The 17,389-nt window shown below is 69.3% G+C and carries 16 protein-coding genes; 10 read left to right on the plus strand and 6 right to left on the minus strand.

Features of this window, described 5'->3' with window-relative positions:
- Positions 1-4 precede the first annotated feature (4 nt).
- Positions 5-3,832, plus strand: a complete 3,828-nt coding sequence (locus tag H8N03_RS19185) for an Ig-like domain repeat protein (RefSeq protein WP_187077832.1) — start codon at positions 5-7, stop codon at positions 3,830-3,832.
- A 682-nt stretch (positions 3,833-4,514) separates the two neighbouring features.
- Here H8N03_RS19185 and H8N03_RS19190 read toward each other — a convergent pair.
- From H8N03_RS19190 to H8N03_RS19215, 6 genes are all read right to left on the minus strand, one after another.
- Complete coding sequence (locus H8N03_RS19190) at positions 4,515-5,849, minus strand: ATP-binding protein (protein ID WP_187077833.1); 1,335 nt, start codon at positions 5,847-5,849, stop codon at positions 4,515-4,517.
- Entirely contained in the window at positions 5,846-6,517 is a 672-nt protein-coding gene (locus H8N03_RS19195) for a response regulator transcription factor (protein ID WP_187077834.1), read from the minus strand. Before H8N03_RS19195 ends, H8N03_RS19190 begins: the two co-directional genes overlap by 4 nt.
- A gap of 1 nt (position 6,518) precedes the next feature.
- Complete coding sequence (locus tag H8N03_RS19200; protein ID WP_354005147.1) at positions 6,519-6,758, minus strand: PepSY domain-containing protein; 240 nt, start codon at positions 6,756-6,758, stop codon at positions 6,519-6,521.
- A 21-nt stretch (positions 6,759-6,779) separates the two neighbouring features.
- Positions 6,780-7,367, minus strand: a complete 588-nt coding sequence (locus tag H8N03_RS19205; protein ID WP_187077835.1) for a glycine zipper 2TM domain-containing protein — start codon at positions 7,365-7,367, stop codon at positions 6,780-6,782.
- 98 nt (positions 7,368-7,465) lie between these two features.
- The gene (locus H8N03_RS19210) at positions 7,466-8,317 is read right to left on the minus strand and encodes a hypothetical protein (RefSeq protein WP_187077836.1); all 852 of its coding nucleotides are present in this window, start codon (positions 8,315-8,317) and stop codon (positions 7,466-7,468) included.
- A 174-nt stretch (positions 8,318-8,491) separates the two neighbouring features.
- Positions 8,492-8,962: a hypothetical protein gene (locus tag H8N03_RS19215; protein WP_187077837.1), complete on the minus strand. Its 471-nt coding sequence runs from the start codon at positions 8,960-8,962 to the stop codon at positions 8,492-8,494.
- 217 nt (positions 8,963-9,179) lie between these two features.
- On the opposite strand from H8N03_RS19215, the gene H8N03_RS19220 reads away from it, so the two are divergent.
- Genes H8N03_RS19220 through flgI form a run of 9 tightly spaced genes read left to right on the plus strand, consistent with a single transcriptional unit; the run spans position 9,180 to position 17,383 of the window.
- A complete protein-coding gene (locus H8N03_RS19220; protein WP_255428297.1) occupies positions 9,180-9,446 on the plus strand; it encodes a flagellar biosynthetic protein FliQ in 267 nt (88 codons plus the stop codon).
- A gap of 8 nt (positions 9,447-9,454) precedes the next feature.
- Positions 9,455-10,246, plus strand: coding sequence for a flagellar biosynthetic protein FliR (fliR, locus tag H8N03_RS19225; protein WP_187077839.1), 792 nt, complete (start codon positions 9,455-9,457; stop codon positions 10,244-10,246).
- Entirely contained in the window at positions 10,243-11,325 is a 1,083-nt protein-coding gene (locus tag H8N03_RS19230) for an EscU/YscU/HrcU family type III secretion system export apparatus switch protein (RefSeq protein ID WP_187077840.1), read from the plus strand. Before fliR ends, H8N03_RS19230 begins: the two co-directional genes overlap by 4 nt.
- Positions 11,322-13,352, plus strand: coding sequence for a flagellar biosynthesis protein FlhA (locus tag H8N03_RS19235; RefSeq protein WP_187077841.1), 2,031 nt, complete (start codon positions 11,322-11,324; stop codon positions 13,350-13,352). The genes H8N03_RS19230 and H8N03_RS19235 overlap by 4 nt, the downstream gene beginning before the upstream one ends.
- Before the next feature lie 9 nt (positions 13,353-13,361).
- Complete coding sequence (locus tag H8N03_RS19240; RefSeq protein ID WP_187077842.1) at positions 13,362-14,084, plus strand: flagellar hook-basal body protein; 723 nt, start codon at positions 13,362-13,364, stop codon at positions 14,082-14,084.
- Between the two features lie 15 nt (positions 14,085-14,099).
- Complete coding sequence (gene flgG, locus H8N03_RS19245; protein WP_187077843.1) at positions 14,100-14,888, plus strand: flagellar basal-body rod protein FlgG; 789 nt, start codon at positions 14,100-14,102, stop codon at positions 14,886-14,888.
- Between the two features lie 2 nt (positions 14,889-14,890).
- Positions 14,891-15,700, plus strand: a complete 810-nt coding sequence (locus H8N03_RS19250) for a hypothetical protein (RefSeq protein WP_187077844.1) — start codon at positions 14,891-14,893, stop codon at positions 15,698-15,700.
- Positions 15,697-16,269: a flagellar basal body L-ring protein FlgH gene (locus H8N03_RS19255; RefSeq protein WP_187077845.1), complete on the plus strand. Its 573-nt coding sequence runs from the start codon at positions 15,697-15,699 to the stop codon at positions 16,267-16,269. Before H8N03_RS19250 ends, H8N03_RS19255 begins: the two co-directional genes overlap by 4 nt.
- A 1-nt stretch (position 16,270) precedes the next feature.
- Complete coding sequence (flgI, locus tag H8N03_RS19260; protein WP_187077846.1) at positions 16,271-17,383, plus strand: flagellar basal body P-ring protein FlgI; 1,113 nt, start codon at positions 16,271-16,273, stop codon at positions 17,381-17,383.
- The last annotated feature ends 6 nt before the right edge of the window (positions 17,384-17,389 follow it).

The raw sequence follows: 17,389 nt of genomic DNA on the forward strand, positions 1-17,389 counted from the left end.
AAAAATGAATCTGCATCAGTGCACCCCCGGTGCTTCGCGTTGGGGCTGGGCGGCGAGGGCGGTGGTGTTCGTTGCCTTCGCCCTGACGTCTGCCGTCTCGCAAGCACAGACCGCCAGCGTCACAGTTCTCACCAGTACCCCCAGCGCGTCCACCGCAGGCCAGAGCGTCACCCTCACCGCCACGGTCACGGGCAGCAACCCCACCGGAGTGGTGACCTTCACGGATGGCGCTGCCACGCTAGGCGCCAAGCCCTTGGCGTCCGGCTCGGTCACCCTGTCGGTCAAGCTCCCCGGCGGCTCGCACGCGCTCACGGCGGTCTATGCCGGCGACGCCGCCAACACGGCCAGCACGTCCTCCACGCTCACCCATGTGGTGAGCGCAGCGGCGAGCACCACTACGCTGAGCGTCACACCGTCTGGCGCCGCCATCGGCCAGAACGTCACGCTCATGGCCAAGGTGGCCGGCTACAACCCCTCCGGTGCCGTGACGTTCACCGCCGGTGGCACACCGATCGGAACGGCTCCCGTGACCGGAGGTGCGGCCACCCTCAGCACCGCTGGCCTGGGCCCGGGCAGCCACGTCCTGTCCGCCTCCTATGCCGGGGACGCGAGCAACGCCACCAGCACATCCGCCACGGTGAGCGTGACGGTGAGCGCGCGCCCTTCCATGACCTGGCAGTACGGCTACGACGCCGTGGGCCGGCCCAACACGGTGGTGGATCCGAACGGTCTGGCGACCTACTTCTACTACGACGCCCTGGGCCGGCGTATCCAGACGCAGCAGCCGCCCAACACCGGCTCCAGCACGCCCACGGTGACGCAGTTCGGCTACGACGCGATCGACTCGCTCACGAGCTTCACCGACCCGCGCAGCCTCACCACCAGCTACACGCCCAACGGCCTGGGCACGGTGGGCTCCCAGAGCAGCCCCGACAGCGGCGCCAGCCAGTTCACCCACGACGCCAAAGGCAACGTGCTCACCAGCACCGACGCCCGCGGCAAGACCACCACCTTCTCCTATGACGCGCTGGACCGGGTGCGCAGCATCACCTACGCGAGCGGCACGCCCACCACCTTCGAGTACGACGGGGGCACGAACCCGTATCCGGGCGCCACGGGCGAACTCACGAAGATGACCGACGAGTCGGGCCAGACCACCTACAGCTACGACAGCATGGGGCGGCTGACCGGCAAGACGGTGGTGATCGCCGGCAAGACCTTCACCGTGGGCTACACGTGGGGCGACAGCGGCAGCGCGCTGGACAAGATCACAGCCATCACTTACCCGAGCGGTACGCGGGTGAACTACGGCTATGAGCCGCCAGACTTTCAGGGGGCGGATTTCGACGGGGACGGCATATCCGATCTGCTCTGGTACAACGAGACGACGGGAAGCAGCGCGATTTGGCGCGGAGCAAACGAATCTCAAGCGTCGCCTGTTGATTCGGTGGCCGATCTAAACTGGAAGATCGCGGCTGTCGCGGACTTCAACGGCGATGGGAGCTTCGACGTCCTGTGGCGCAATACCGCCACCGGCGACAACGTTATCTGGCGCAGCGGCAAGTCGGCGCTGGCTCAAGCCGTCGTCTCCGTACTTGACGCCTCATGGAAGGTCGCCGGCGTGGGTGATTTCGATGGGGACCGTAAAGCCGACATCCTCTGGCGCAACGAAGCGAGCGGGCAGAACGTCATCTGGGCATCGGCCGACGTCAACCAGACGCGGGCCGTAGAGAGCGCAGATGTGAACTGGCGCGTCGCCACCCTTGGGGACTTCGACGGAGACGGCAAGTCAGATATCCTCTGGCGCAATCAAGTCAGCGGCGCCAATGCAATCTGGCGCAGCGGCAAGGTGGAGCAGGCACAAGCCGTGGCTGCCGTTGCCGACATGATGTGGAAGGTTGCGGGAGCTGGCGACTTCGATGCCGATGGCATCTCCGACATCCTGTGGCACAACGACAGTACAGGGGCGAACATCATATGGCGCCACGGCGATGCGGCGCAGTCATACGCACTCAGCCCCACTGCCGCAAACCTGAAGGCGGCGGCAATTGGCGACTTCAATGGCGACGGCCGCTCGGATATCTTGTGGCGAGACGTGACGGCGGGCGCCAACGTGATCTGGAACGGTGGCGACAGCAGCGCGAGCCGGGCCGTCACCGCCGTTCCTGATCTCAATTGGCAACTGCCCGCGCAGACTAGCACCGGCGGCAGCGGGAAGGCCGGTAGCCTTGCCATGAGTGCTTCCTATGCAAAAGGGAGCATCACTTCGATAACGGTGAACTCGGTCAACCCCAATGGGCAGGGCGCGAGTAATGCCAAACGGTTGCTTCTGTCGGGTATTGGCTACAACGTCGAGGGGAATGTCGCTGGCTGGCTGTGGTCGGACGGCAAACCCCGCACCATCGGCTACGACGATAACGGCTTGGTTTCCAGCTACACCCTGGGAGACCCGCTTGGCACAGGCAGCACCGCAGGCCTTTTGCGTAGCGTCCACCGCGACGCGGCCGGCCGCATTACGGGCTATACCCACACTAACAACGGCGCAGCCCAGGCAAGCTTCGACCAGGGCTTCGGCTACGACAACCTGGACCGGCTGACCACGGCAACACGCGCAGCCACTACCACCCAATACAGCTACGACGCCACCGGCAACCGCACGGCCAAGACCATTGGCGGCACCACCTACACCAACACGGTGAGTGCCACGAGCAACCGGCTCACGCAGGTGCAGGACGCCACGGGCACCGCCAGCATCGGCCATGACGCCGCTGGCAACATCGTAGGCGACGGCAGCTCCACCTTCGCCTATAGCGACCGCGGGCGCATGGCCAGCGCGACAACTGGTAGTGGCACGGTGGCCTACCTGTACAACGGAGACGGCCTGCGGGTGAAGAAGAGCGGGCCGACCAGCTTGGTCACCAGCGGAGCGAGCCACTTCGTGTATGACGAACAAGGCCAGCTGCTGGGCGAGTACGACGCCAACGGCACGCCGCTGTACGAGACGATCTATCTCGGAACTACACCGGTAGGCGTCCTGAAACAGACGGGAACAGCAGCGAACTCGGACTTGGCGGTGACCCCGTACAACGTGCACGCCGACCACCTCGACACGCCGCGGGTGATCACGAAGCAGGACCACACCATCGTGTGGCGCTGGGACGCGGCTGAAGCCTTTGGCGCCACCGCACCCGACCAGAACCCCAGCGGGCTCGGTGCCTTCGCCTACAACCAGCGCTTTCCGGGGCAGGTCTTCGACAGCGAAACGGGGCTATTCCAGAACTGGAATCGTGATTACGATGCGCGGATCGGCAGGTATCGCCAGAGTGACCCGATTGGCCTGGCCGGCGGAATCAACACCTTCAGCTATGTAGAAGCGTCGCCTCTCAGTGCCATCGATCCTCACGGATTACAGTCGCCCTTCAAGCAAAATCCAGCAGCGAATCCGCTACTCGGCTTTGGCGGCGGCGGCGGAGGGCCGGCGCCTGCGTCGGGGGCCGGTGCTGGCGGCACCTCCGGCCGTGCCGTGCCACTTCCTCGGTGGAACCCAGGGCCCGGTGAGTTCAAGCCTGTGTACAAACCTCATCCAGACCGTGTGAAGGGACCCCGGTACAACCCGGACAAGACGCCTGAACCCAAGGATTGTCCCCAAGTGTTTGCGAGAGCGGTGCCGGAGGATCCTGTAGATCCAAGGCAATGGTGGGGAAAATCAGAAAATGGGCTTTACTACAAGTTTCATAACTCGAATGACGGTACGGCCCACTTCTCGGGAAGCTATGCTCCAACTGATCCGAAGGTTCCAGGATACGTGCGCGACAGACTGGGCAAACTATGAGATTCGGAGATGAATTAATTTTTGGGCTGCGTTGTGCCGTCCCGGCGGAAGACAACGACTATCTCGGGGTTGCTGTGGTAGTCGGTGGCCAAGAGTTCGGCAATGTGGGAAGAATGTGCCCTGCAGGAGTTGTAATGCACTCGGCGAAGGTATTCCTGAAATACACCGGGCAACGAGAGTTCGACAGGCCCGATTGTCGGCATACATTCCATGACCTTGTGGCAACGAGCTATGGAGATGGATGGCGGATTGGCGTGGCCAATCAGTACCGCGCGCGCTTCGGTCTGCACGAAGTATTCGATGTCTCAGTTGCAGAATCAGGGTGGCTAATCTTCTTAGTAGATTCCCCGACCGGGTCATCTTTGCTTGTCGGGACGAGAGATGTGGGGCTCTTGCGGATACAAGAAGTGAGGACTCGATACGTCGAGGAGGTGCTCGTCGATCTGATGAATTGGGCGCAACGTCACTGAGGCCGAGCAAGAGGCGCAGCCCGAACGTCAAGAAGCTCGGACGGGCAACTCAGAGGCGCTCTCGATTCTTCTTTGCCGCAAATCGGTGAGCCTTACTAGCCGGGCGCGACAGTGACCCAGTTGGGCACAACGCGGTCGACTCGCTCATGAGCGTGACCGACCCGCGCAGCCTCACCGCCAGATGCGCGCCACGCGCGGTTGCGAATCGCCTCTCAAGCCGCCGGCAACACGATCTCCACCCGCGCCCCACCCAGCTCCCCACGCCCCAGCCGCAGCTCGCCGTGGTGGCTCGCCACCAGGTCGTTCACCACGGCCAGCCCCACGCCGTGCCCCGGTACGCGTTCATCGCCGCGCACGTGGATCTGCAGCACGGACTGCGTGTCGCTGAAGCCCGGGCCGTCGTCCTCCACGCGGATCCACAGCTTGCCGTCGTCGCGCCAGGCCCGTGCCACGACGCGGGACTTCGCCCACTTGGCCGCGTTGTCCATCACGTTGCCGATCACCTCGAAGAGGTCGCCTTCGTCGATGCGCCAGGTGAGGTCCGGCGCGCAGTCGGTCGTGAGCGAGAGGTTCTTCTCCGCGTACACCTTCGCCAGCGCATCGCGCACGCGATCGAGCACCGGCGCCAGCAGCACCGGCGGCGCGAAGCGCGTCGCGCCGCCCGCGCCTGCGCGACCGAGCTGGTGCTGCACGATGTCGTCCATGCGCGCCACCTGCTCGCGCACGGTGTCCGGCAGCTGCTGCGGCTCGTTCAGCGCATTGCGCAGGACCGCCAGCGGCGTCTTGAGGCTATGCGCGAGGAAGCTCAGGGCCTCCTTGTAGCGGCCCTGCCGCACGCGCTCCTGCTGGATCAGCGTGTTCAGGTTGTCGGTGAGCGGCGAGATCTCGGTGGGGTAGCGGCCCTCGATCTTCTGCTGCTCGCCGCCTTCCACGCGGCGGATCTCCGCGGCCACGTGCGCCAGCGGCCGCAGCCCCCATCGCAGCAGCAGGATCTGCGCGAGCAGCAGCAGCAGCCCGGCGCCGCCCAGCCAGAACCACAGCGTGCGCGCGAAGGTGGCGATCTCGCGGTCGAACTCGCTGCGGTCTTCCACCACCGACAGCACCAGCGGCTTCTGCTGGCTGCCGGCGGCCCAGTTCACGCCGTAGCTCACGCCCAGGTAGCCGTGCGCGCCGCCGGGCAGCTCCTCGCTGCGCCACTGGCCGGTCTCCACGCCTTCGCGGCGGAAAGGCGGGTCGGTGCCGAGCGTGGAGGGCGATCGCCACTGTTCGTTGCGCTGCACGTTCCAGATGCTGGCGTACAGGCCCGACTGCGGCAGCGACAGGCGCGGCTCCGCGAAGCCGACGGGCATGACCAGCGCGCCGGACTCGTCGAGCTCCGCGCGCGCGAGCAGCAGGTAGATGGTGCCTTGCAGGCGGCTGAAGTGGACCGCCCGCACGCTGTCCGCGTGCGCGCGCTGCACCGCGAAGCCGGCGCCGGCCATGAAGGCCACCAGCACCAGCGCGGCGCCGAGGAGGAGGCGGGCCCGGATCGAGTAGCCGGGCGTCATCCCAGCGTGAAGCGGTAACCCCGCCCGCGCACCGTCTCGATGGGCGCGAGCTTGCCTTCGGGATCGAGCTTGCGGCGCAGGCGCCCGATCAGCACCTCCAGCACGTTGCTGTCGCGGTCTTCGCCATGGGGATACAGGTAGTCCGAGAGCTCGGACTTGGTCACCACGCGCGCGCGCTGGCGCACCAGGTATTCCAGCATCCGGTATTCGTAGGCCGTGAGTTCCAGCGGCTCGCCATCCAGCTTGACGGCCTGCGCCGAGAAGTCGATGGCCACGGGCCCCAGCGCGAGCACGTCGCTCGCCGCCTGGGCGGAGCGGCGCAGCAGCGCCTTGACGCGCGCGGCGAGCTCCGGGTATTCGAAGGGCTTGGTCAGGTAGTCGTCGGCGCCGGCCTCGAGGCCGCTCACCTTGTCCTGCCAGCTGCTGCGCGCGGTGAGGATCAGAAGCGGCATGGTGCTGCCGCCAGCGCGCAGGCGCTGCACGATGGTGAGGCCATTCAGCTTGGGCAGGCCGAGGTCGACGATCGCCAGGTCGAAGGGATATTCCTGCGCGAGGAAGAGGCCTTCCTCGCCGTCCTTGGCCTGGTCGACGCGGTAGCCCTCGGCCTCCAGCTGGCGCGCCAGGGGCAGGCGCAGGGCCGCGTCGTCCTCGACGATCAGCAGGCGCATGTCAGCGGGTCTGCCCCGTGGCCATGTCCACCAGCACCACGCGCACTTCGCCGCGCCCGGTGACCACCTTCACCCGCCACATGGGGCGGCCGCCCGCGTCCACGCGCTCCACCGACAGCACGCGCCCGCCCGTCTCGCGCTGCGCCACGACCGCGGCATCGTCGCGGCTGACCTGCGCCCAGGCGGGGAGCCCGGCGGCGGCCAGCATCACGGCGCAGAGGAGGAGGCGGACAGGTTTCACGGCTTCGGTGGATCAGGAAAGTCAGCGGCGATGGTACTCCCGCTCTTCCAGCGGGGTGACAGACACGCGCACCGGCAGGCTCTGGCCCGGCTGCTCGCGCGTGAAGGTGACGTACTGGTTGCCGCGGTACTCGTAGGTCACGCGGTAGCCGGTGGCGCGCTGCTGCGTGTCGTACACCGTGCGGCAGCTGCGCACCTCGCGCGGGGGCGCCTGCACGACCTGCTGCGGTGCCTGGTTGTTCTGCAGGCGGTCGCCGGTGATGGCGCCGATGACGGCACCGGCCGCGGTGGCGGCCTCCTTGCCGTGGCCCTTGCCCACCTGGTTGCCCAGGATGCCGCCGGCCACGCCGCCGATGATGGCGCCGCCGTAGCCGCGCTCGCCGCCCACCACCTGCGGGGCGTCCTGCACGTACTGGCTGGAGCACTCCTGGCGCGGGACCTGCACGGTCTCGTACTGGGGCTGCACGTCCTGCACGCGGGCGCGGTCGACGAAGCTGGGCGCCTGCTGCGCGGGGACGGCCACGGGGGCCGGCACCGGCGCGTAGCCGGGTTGGGCCTGGGCGGCCAGGGCGCCGGTGGCGGCGAGGGCGAGAAGGGCGATGCGTTTCATGGCGGAAAGACTCCGTGGCCGTTGTACTTCGTAGCTTAGGCGCGCCCTTGTGAACGCTTGCTGAACGGATGTGAAGCTCCGTTCAGCGTTGCGTCGTTTCAACGGCGGCTGTCGTCGCGCCAGTCGCGGTCCCGGTCCCAGCCGCGGTCGTGGTTGCGGTCGCCCCAGCCGTTGCCCGGGCGCCAGTCCACCACGTCGAAGGTCCACGACTTGCGCGTCGCATTGCCGGCGCGGTCGCGCACCGTCAGTTCCGCCGTGTGGCGGCCCGGGCGCAGGTCGTCGCGGTACTGGATGCCGTCGTCGTCGATGCGGGCATCCCGCGTCACGTCGCGGCCGTCCACGCGCAGGCGCACGGAGTTGCGGTCCACGCCGGCGCGGTCGTCGCGGAAGTCGGCGGCGATGCGCGTCTGGCCGCGTTCGGAAACGCGCTGGCCCTGCGCGGGGAGCAGGTTGGCGATGTCCGGCGCGCGGGTGTCGCGGGTTTCGCGCACTGGCGGCGGCGGCACGCGGTTGTCACGTTGCGGCGGCACGGGGACGGCGACCGTGCCCGGGGCGAGGTAGGCGGCGGTCCCCAGGCGGGCCAGGGCCTGGTCGTCCTGCGCGCGGATGCGGGCCACGGCCTGCAGCACGTTGCGCGGGTCCTCGTTCGGCGCGATCACGTAGTCGACCTCGTACACGCCAGGCTGCACTTCCTTCAGGTCGATCTCCTGCGGGTAGGTGGGCACGCGGATGCTGACGTAGCTGCCCGGCATGCCCGTCACGCGGTACACCAGCTTCACGCCGCGCGTGGGCGGGCCGATCAGCTCGAAGCGCTGGATCAGCTCCTGCGCGCTGTGGTGGTGCGGGGTGAAGGTGGCGTGCGCGTGCGCGGGCGACGCCACGAAAGCTGCGCCCAGCGAGGCGAGCAGGACGGCGGCAGCGGCGGCCTGGGAACGGAGTTGGTTTTTCATGGGAAACCTCGCTTTCGTGTTGGACTGGTGCCAGCTTAGGAGGGCAGCCGTGAACGCTTGCTGAACGCCTTGCGGCTGAGGTTGTGGGACTGCAGGCCGACTTTGTGCCAGCCGCACCCGACAGGCTGCGGCGCGGCGCCCGGCGGAGCCTGCGCCCCGCCGGAAGGTGCCCGCTTAGCGGTTGCGGCCGTAGCCGTAGCCGTAGCGGCCGAAGTCGCGGTCCACCACGTTGAAGGCCCAGCTGCGGCGCGCAAGGTTGCCGGCGCGGTCGCGCACCAGCACCTCGGCGAAGTGGCGGCCCGGGCGCAGGTTGTCTGCGTAGCGGATGTCGTTGCCGTCGACGCGGGCATGGCGCGTCACGTCGCGGCCGTCCACGCGCAGGGTGACCGTGCGCGGGTCGACGCCGCTGCGGTCGTCGCTGAAGCGCGCCGCGATGCGGGTGAGACCGCGCTCGCTGACGCGGTCGCCCTGGTCCGGCGTCACGTCGAAGATGTCCGGCGCGCGGCGGTCGAAGCGCTGCGAGTGGTAGCGGTCACCGTCCCGGTCGCGGTGCTGCGCGGCGGCGGGCTGCGCGGCGACGAGGGCGCCCACCGGGACCAGCAGCATGGCGGCGGCGGCGAGCCTGGTGCGAAGAGTGGATTGCATGTTCACCTCACGAGGGGTTGGTTGACGATGGAGGTGAGTTTGCGACCGGGGGCATGAACGCTGTCTGAATGGAATGCACATCGTTCTTCGGGCGGCAGAGCCAGCACTCGGTCCGCAGTTCGGAGGACGTCCGAAGCGACGAAGTCGATGTGACTTCCGCACTAAACAGCGGCGCATGCGGCGCGCAAAGTGGCGCGACCGAGCACGGAGCACCCCCTTGCATCCCGACCTTGCCCTGAAGCTCACCGCCGACCTCTTCTGGACCGGCTTCCTCGTGTGCCTGCCCGTGCTGGCGGTCACGATGGCCGTGGGGCTGGTCGTGTCGGTGCTGCAGGTGCTGACGCAGGTGCAGGAAATGTCCCTGTCCTTCGTGCCGAAGCTCCTGGCCGCCGGCGTCGCGATGGTCGCCTTCGGTCCGTGGATGCTGCGCACGGTGTGCACCTTCGCCACCGGTTTGTGGTCCCGCATTCCGTCGATGTTGTGAGGACACGCATGCAGTCCCTCCTGTCGGCGCTCGGTGTGCAGTGGGTCACCACGGTGCTGCTGCTCGCCACGCGCATCGCGGCGCTGCTGCTGCTGACGCCCTTGCTGTACGCCGTCTCCATTCCCGCGACCGCGCGGCTGCTGCTGGTGATGGCACTCGCCTGCGTGCTGGCGCTTCCTTTCGCCGAAACGCAGGACGTGGGGATCCATGCAGCCGGCGCCCTGTTCACCGCGATGCTGCGCGAGGCGGCGATCGGGGCGACCCTGGGGCTCGGCGTGCTGCTCGCCTTCGCGGGGTTCTCCCTCGCGGGGCGCCTCGTCGACGTGCAGGTCGGGTTCGGGATCGCACAGGTCGTGGACCCGCTCACGCAGTCGCGCCTGCCCATCGTGTCCGCCGTCTTCGGCCTGCTCGCGGCGGTGTTCTTCTTCCTGGTGGACGGTCACCATGCCTTGCTGCGGGGCATCGCGTACAGCGTCGAACGCTTCCCGCCCGGGAGCGGCGTCCCTGCTTCCACGGCCGCGGAGCCGCTGCTGCGCGCCGGCGCGGCGCTGTTCACGCTCGGCTTCGCGCTCGCCTCGCCGGTGGTGCTCGGACTGCTGCTGGTCGACTTCGTCCTCGGCGTGATCGCACGCAACCTGCCGCAGATGAACATGTTCGTGCTGGGGCTGCCCGCGAAGATCCTCGTCGGGATCTTCGCGCTCTCCGCGTGGGCCGCGGAATTCGCGACGCCGGCGCGCCGCCTGTACGAAGGCATCCACCACACGTGGTCGGCGTGGTTCGCGGCGGGAGGCGTGCGATGACGGCCGACCAGGACATCGACCGCAGCGAGGAGCCCACGACCTTCAAGCTGCAGAAGGCGCGCGACCGCGGGCAGACGCCGCGCAGCGTCGACGCGACGGCTTGCGCCGTGTTCCTCGCCGCCGTCGCCTTCCTCGCCTGGCAGGGCGCCGCTGCGCTGCAAGCGCTCCTGCGGCTGTTCCGGTCCGCGCTCGTGCAGGTGGCTGGACGGTCGGCGGACGGCGCGGGCCCGGTGTTCGCGCAGCTCGTGGAGGGCGCGGCGGGCATCCTCCTGCCCTTCCTGCTGGTGCTGGTCGCGGCCGGTGCCGCAGCGGCCGTGGCGCAGACCGGCATGGTCTTCTCGTTGCAGCCGCTCCAGTTCGATTTCGAGCGCCTGAATCCTGCCGCAGGATGGAAGCGGGTGTTCTCGCGGCGCACGCTGTTCGAGGGCGCACGCGCCTGCGTGAAGCTGGCCGTCCTGTGCTGCGCGGGCGTGGCAGCGTTGCTCGCGCTGCTGCCGCAGTTCCACGTCCTGGCAACCCTGCCGGCGCCCGCCTTCCTGCAGGCGGCCTGGTCCGACCTCGTCGCCCTCGCGTGGCGCATGGCGGCGGCGCTGGCGCTGATCGCGGCGGTCGACATGCTTTTCACCCGGCGCGATTTCCACCGCCGCATGCGCATGAGCCGCCGCGAGTGGAAGGACGAGTACCGGCATCGCGAAGGCGATCCGCGCATCCGGGCTCGCCTGCGGGAGCTGAGGCGCGAGCTGCTGCAGCGCAGCCTGTCGTTGCGCAATACGCGGAACGCGGACTTCGTCCTGACGAACCCGACGCACTACGCCGTCGCGCTCGAATACCGGCACGGGGAAATGGATGCGCCGCGCGTGATCGCCAAGGGGGCGGGGCAGCTCGCGGCGGCGATGCGCGAGATCGCGGCGCGCCACCGCATCGTGGTCGTGCAGAACCCGCCGCTCGCCCGTCGCCTGTTCCGCGAGGTGCCGCTGGAGTCCTCCCTTCCCGCGGATTTCCACGCCGAGGTGGCGCGCATCGTCGTCTGGGTGCTCGCCATGCGCCGCCAGCGCATGCCGCAGGGAGCCGTGGCGTGAACGCGCTGAAGGACGTCCTCGGCCGCCACACCGACGTGGCGCTCGTGCTTGCCGTGTTCGGCGTGCTGATGGTGCTGTTCGTCCCCATCCCCCGGCCGCTGCTGGACTTCCTCCTCCTCGCGAACTTCAGCTTCGCCTTCCTGTTGCTGCTGCTCACGTTCTTCTCGGCGCGCCCGACGGATTTCTCCACCTTTCCGTCGCTGCTGCTGGTCGCGACGCTGTTCCGCCTCTCGCTGAACGTCGCGGCCACGCGCCTGATCCTCGCGGACGGCGACGCGGGCCGCGTGATCGCGGCGATCGGCTCCCACGTCGTGGCGGGCAACATCGTCGTGGGCCTCGTCGTGTTCGTCGTCCTCATCGTCGTGCAATACGTCGTCGTGACGAACGGCGCGCAACGCGTGTCCGAAGTCGCCGCGCGCTTCACGCTCGACAGCATGCCCGGCCAGCAAATGAGCATCGATGCCGACCTGAACATGGGCTTCATCGACCAGGCGGAGGCGCAGCGCCGGCGCAAGGCGCTCGAGCGCGAGGCAGCCTTCTACGGGGCGATGGACGGGGCTTCCAAGTTCGTGAAGGGCGATGCGATCGCGGGGATCCTGATCCTCCTGATCAACATAGCGGGCGGGCTGGTGATAGGCCTCGTGCAGCACAAGATACCGTGGGCGCAGGCGCTGCAGACGTACACGCTGCTGACGATAGGCGACGGCATCGTGACGCAGGTGCCCGCCCTGGTCATCGCCGTCGGCACCGGCATCATCGTCACGCGCTCCGCGTCGGACGGCAACCTGAGCCGGCAGGCCCTGCGGCAGGTCACGGCCTTCCCGAAGACGCTCGTGCTGGTGACACTCGCGCTCGCCGGCCTGTTGTGCCTGCCGGGCATCCCCGCGGCACCTGCTGCCACGCTGATGGTCGCGGCGGCGCTGACGGCCTGGCTGGCGCACCGCGTGCACGCCCGCCAGGCGGTGGAAGCCGCACCCGCGCCTGCCACTGCAAGCGACGACGGGGAAATCCTGCCTTCCGTGGAGCCCGTCGAAGTGTTCGTCGGCAGCGGCTGGGTGGCGGGCAAGCAGGATGCCGGCACGCTGTTCCAGGACCGCATCGCGGCGCTGCGCCGACAGCACGCGCAGGAGTACGGGTTCGTACTGCCATCGGTGCGCTTCCGCGGCGCCGCCCGGCTCGCGCCGGACGCCTACGAGATCCACGTCGACGGCACGCTGGCCGCGCGCGGGGAGGTCCGCCAGGGGCAGCTGCTCGCCATCCATCCCTCCGGCGACCTGCGCAGCGTCCCGGGCGAGCCCACGCGCGAACCGAGCTACGGGCTGCCGGCGCTGTGGATCGATGCGGCGCTGCGCGAGCAGGCGGCAGCGGCGCGCTACACGCTGGTGGACGCTCCCACCGTGTTCATGACGCACCTCACCGAGGTGCTGCGCCGGGAGTCCGCCGCCCTGCTCACGCGGGCCGAGACCGACAAGCTGCTGGCCCGCGTGCGCCAGGCGCAGCCGACCCTCGTCGAGGAGCTGGTCCCGACCGTGCTCTCCGTGGGCGACATCCAGAAGGTGCTGCAGAACCTCCTGCGCGAGAAGGTGTCCATCCGGCACCTGCACGCGATCCTGGAAACGCTGGCCGACGCCGGGCGCGTGAGCAAGGACGCCGGGCAGCTGACGGAGGCCGTGCGGCAGCGCCTGGGCCATGCCATCTGCCAGAGCCTGGCAGGGAGTTCCGCCTCTCTCCACGTCCTCACCATCGACCCCGCCGTCGAGAGTCGCTTCCTGCAAGGCCTGCAGCCCTCCGCAGCGGCGGGGCCCGGGCTCGAACCCAAGCTGGTGGAGAAATTCCTGCTGCACCTGATGCAGCAGGCCGACCGCATGATGAAGAGCAACCTGCTTCCCGTGTTGCTGTGCGCGCCGGAGCTGCGTCGCTACCTGCGGACCCTCTCCGAGCGCGGCTTGCCCCACCTGCGCGTGCTGTCGCTGGCGGAGATCCCGCAGGTGATCGAACTCAAGTCCTACGGGACCGTTACCGCCTGAGGCCCGCCCATGGATCCCATCCTGTCCGCCGTCCTCGGGAGCATGCAGGCCGACGTCACGCGCATGGATCGCGTGGCGATGAACATCGCCAACGTCCAGACCCCGGGCTTCAAGCGCGAAGTGGTGGCCACGCTGCCTTTCGGTGCACGCGTGGCCGCTGCGGACCTTGCGCGCACGACCGTCCACACCGACCCCCGGTCGGGAACGCTCAAGCCGACCAGCCAACCGCTCGACCTCGCCTTGTCCGGCCCCGGATGGTTCGAGGTGCAGGCGCCGCAAGGCACCGCGTACACGCGCAACGGCAGCTTCCGGCTCGACGCCGCCGGCCGGCTGGTGACGCAGCAGGGGCACACCGTGATGGGCGTCGGCGGCGAGATCGTGCTGGCCTCCGGCACGCCCGTGGTCGACGAAGCCGGGCGCGTGTTCGAGGCGCCGGGTGGCGTGCGCGGCGCCGCGCCGGTCGGCCAGATCAAGGTCGTGCAGTTCGAAGGCGGTGCCGTGCTGGAGCGGGCGGGTGACGGGCTGGTGTTTCCCCAGGGCACCCCATGGCTGGCGCCGGAGGGCGCAGTGCGTGTGCAGCAGGGTCTCCTGGAGAACGCGAACGTGAGCCACCTGCACGAGATGGTGCGGCTCGTCGAAACCGTGCGCCACCTGGAGACGCTGCAGAAGGTCGCGCTCGGCTACGACGAGATGCTCGCCACGAGCATCCGCAAGCTCGGGGAAGCGGCATGAACGGAAGGAGGGCCCATGTTTGATGCGCTGTACATCGGGGCGACGGGCATGCATGCGCAGCAGGCGCATGTGGACGCCATCGCCAACAACCTGGCCAACGTGAACACCGCGGGGTTCAAGAAGACGCGGATCGGCTTTTCCGACCTCGTGGCGGGCGGCGTGGTCGCCGGCCAGCGCGCGGGTGCCGGGGAGAACGGCGCGTTCGTGAACGCCTCGGTGGGCGTCGGCGTGCAGGCGCTGTCGCCGGGCAAGGTCTTCGCGGGCGGCGACCTGAAGAAGACCGAGTCGCCCATGGACGTCGCGATCCTCGGCGAAGGCTTCCTGGAGCTCGCCATGCCGGATGGGTCGCGCGCCTATGCGCGGGGTGGCACCTTCAAGGTGAACGCGGACGGGCTGCTCTCCACGCAGGCGGGTGTCCCGCTGAAGCCGAACCTCTCGATTCCCGAAAACGCCGAGGCCATCACCGTCTCCGCCACGGGCCGCGTGCAGGTGCGGCTGCCGGGCCAGTCCACGCCCGTGGAGGCAGGGCAGCTCGAACTGGTGCGCTTCGCGAACCCGCAGGGCCTGCTCGCGCAAGGCGGCAACGTCTACCGCGCGACCGACGCCTCGGGCGAGCCGATCGCGGCGCGCGCCGGAGAGGACGGGGCAGGAACCCTGGCCCAGGGCTTCCTCGAAGGATCGAACGTGAAGCTGGTGGAGGAGATGGTGGACCTCCTCGTGGCGCAGCGGGCGTACGAGGCCAGCGTGAAGGTCGTGCAGGCCTCGGACGAGATGCTCGGCCTCATCAACGGCTTGCGGCGGTGAACATGCGCGCCACGACCTTGTTGCTCGCATGCCTGGCCTCGCCGGTGGCGTGGGCGGGCCCGCAGGCCGGGATCGAGCTGCTACCGCGGGCCACCGTGGCGTCTTCGCAGGTCGTCCTGGGCGACGTGGCACGCGTCCATGCGCAGGATCTCGCCACGATCCGCACGCTGGTCAACCTGCCGGTCGGGCGCGCGCCGCGCCCCGGAGAGTCCGCCGCGCTGCGCAGGACGGACCTGGCGCAGTGGGTCCGCCGCCACACGGACCTGGCGCCGGACGCACTCGATTGGTCGGGCGCGCACGAGGCGCGGGTGGTGCGTGCCACGCCGCGAGTGAAAGGAGAGGAGATCGCGCGGGCAGCCGTCGAGGCTGCGCGCGGCGGCCACGTGCTCGTTGGCGGCACGCCGCGGGACGTGGATGTCCCCGAAGGGCGGGTCCGCCTGGAGGTGCGGGGTCTGGAACAGGGCGCATCGGCGGGACGCATGCTCGTGTGGGTGGATGTCTGGACGGAGGGTGCCTTCGTGCGGACCGTGCCGGTGAGCTTGCAGTCCGCGGCCGCGGCCACCGCTGCGACAGGCGAAAGAACGCTCCGCGACGACGCGCTGCTCGCGACGGGCGACGCCGGGCCGCTCGCCGTGGCACGCGGCGAGTGGGCGTCGCTGCGCTCCGTCGAAGGCAGCATCACGCTGGAAAGCCGGGTCGAGGTCTTGCAGGACGGCCGCCCGGGGCAGCGCATCCGCGTGCGGCCGCAGGGCGCGTCCGGGCCCATGTTCGCGCGGGTGCTCGGTCCGGGCCGCGTGGAGCTCGCACCATGAGCCGCGCACTCCGCACCCTGCTGCTCGCGCTGGTGTGCGCGGGCGGTGCACAGGCCCAGAGCCTGTTCCAGGAGGACGCCTGGAGGGGCTTCACCGCGGACAACAAGGCGTACCGCCCGGGCGACGTCCTCACCGTGCAGGTGTTCGAGAACTCCAGCGCGTCCAGCAGCGCCGACACGGGCACGCGCCGCGCCAACCACATGGCGGCGGAGCTCGCGCACGGCAGCAACAAGGTGGCGCAGACGAACCTCGTCGTCGCGGGCGATTTCGACGGCGGCGGGCGCACGCAGCGCGCGAGCCGCCTGCTGGCGACGCTGACGGTCACCGTGCAGGAGGTGCTCCCCGGCGGGCAGCTGCGCGTCGCCGGCGCGCAGTCCGTCACCGTGAACGAGGAGCTGCAGCGCGTCACGCTGGAGGGCGTGGTGCGTCCCTCGGACATCAGCGACGGCAACGTGGTGCAGTCCACGCGGATCGCGCAGGCCCGCATCACCTATGTCGGCGAGGGCGACCTCACCGAGCGCAACCGGCGCGCGTGGTGGCGCAGGCTGCTCGACGCGGTGGGGTTCTGAGATGCGTGCGCTCGCCCTCCTCCTTTGCCTCCTCTCCTGCGCCGCACCCGGGCTCGCGAGGGAGGCGCCCCTGCGCGTCAAGGAGATCGGCAAGGTGCAGGGCTGGCGCGAGAACGTCCTCGTGGGCACCGGCATCGTCACGGGACTCGCGGGGACGGGCGATTCGCCCGGCAACCGCGCGACGCGGCAGGCCGTGTCCAACGTGCTAGCGCAGTTCAACCTGGGTGTCGCGCCGGAGCAGGTCAACAGCCGCAACGTCGCCGTCGTCATGGTCAGCGCCGCACTTCCGGCGACGGCGCGCGAAGGCGACACGCTGGACGTGACCGTGAGCTCCAGCGGCGATGCCCGCAGCCTGCTGGGCGGCACGCTGCTGCTGACGGCGCTGCGAGCGCCCAACGGCAAGGTGTTCGCACTCGCGCAAGGGCCCTTGTCCATCGGCGGCCACCGGTACGACGCCAACGGCAACGTCGTGCAGAAGAACCATCCCACGGCAGGCGCGATCCCGAACGGCGCGACGGTGGAAGTCGGGATGGCAGCCTGGCAGCCGGGCGCGCGCGACCAGGTCACCTTCGTCCTGAACGAAGCGGACTACACCACGGCGGCGCGGGTGGCCGCTGCCATCAACGCGCAATTCGGCGGCGGGATCGCCCACGCCCGCGATGCCTCCGGCATCGAGATCGCCGTGCCACCCGCGCTGCGGCAGGACCTGGTGGGCTTCCTCGCGCGGGTGGAGAACGTCGCCGTCGATCCCGACCACCGGCCGCGGGTTGTCATCAACGAACGCACGGGCACCGTCGTCTCCGGCGGCGACGTGCGCATCGCGCGCGTGGCCATCTCGCACGGCGACCTGAAGATCTCCATCGCCACCCAGAACAGCGTGTCCCAGCCGGCGTACCTCGGGTACGCGGGCCCGGGCGTTTCCACCGCCGTGGTGCGGAACTCGCAGGTCGACGTCGAGGAGCCGACGGGCGTCGGCTACCTCGCGGGCTCCGGGACGGTCGCGGACCTGGTGCAGTCGCTCGCGCGCATGCGCACGAGCACGCGCGACATCATTTCCATCCTGCGCGCGATCAAGGCCGCCGGCGCCTTGCACGCGGAGCTGGTGGTGCAGTGAGGAGGA

This window comes from Ramlibacter cellulosilyticus, from assembly GCF_014297465.1.
In the GTDB taxonomy this organism is placed as follows: Bacteria; Pseudomonadota; Gammaproteobacteria; order Burkholderiales; family Burkholderiaceae_C; genus Ramlibacter; species Ramlibacter cellulosilyticus.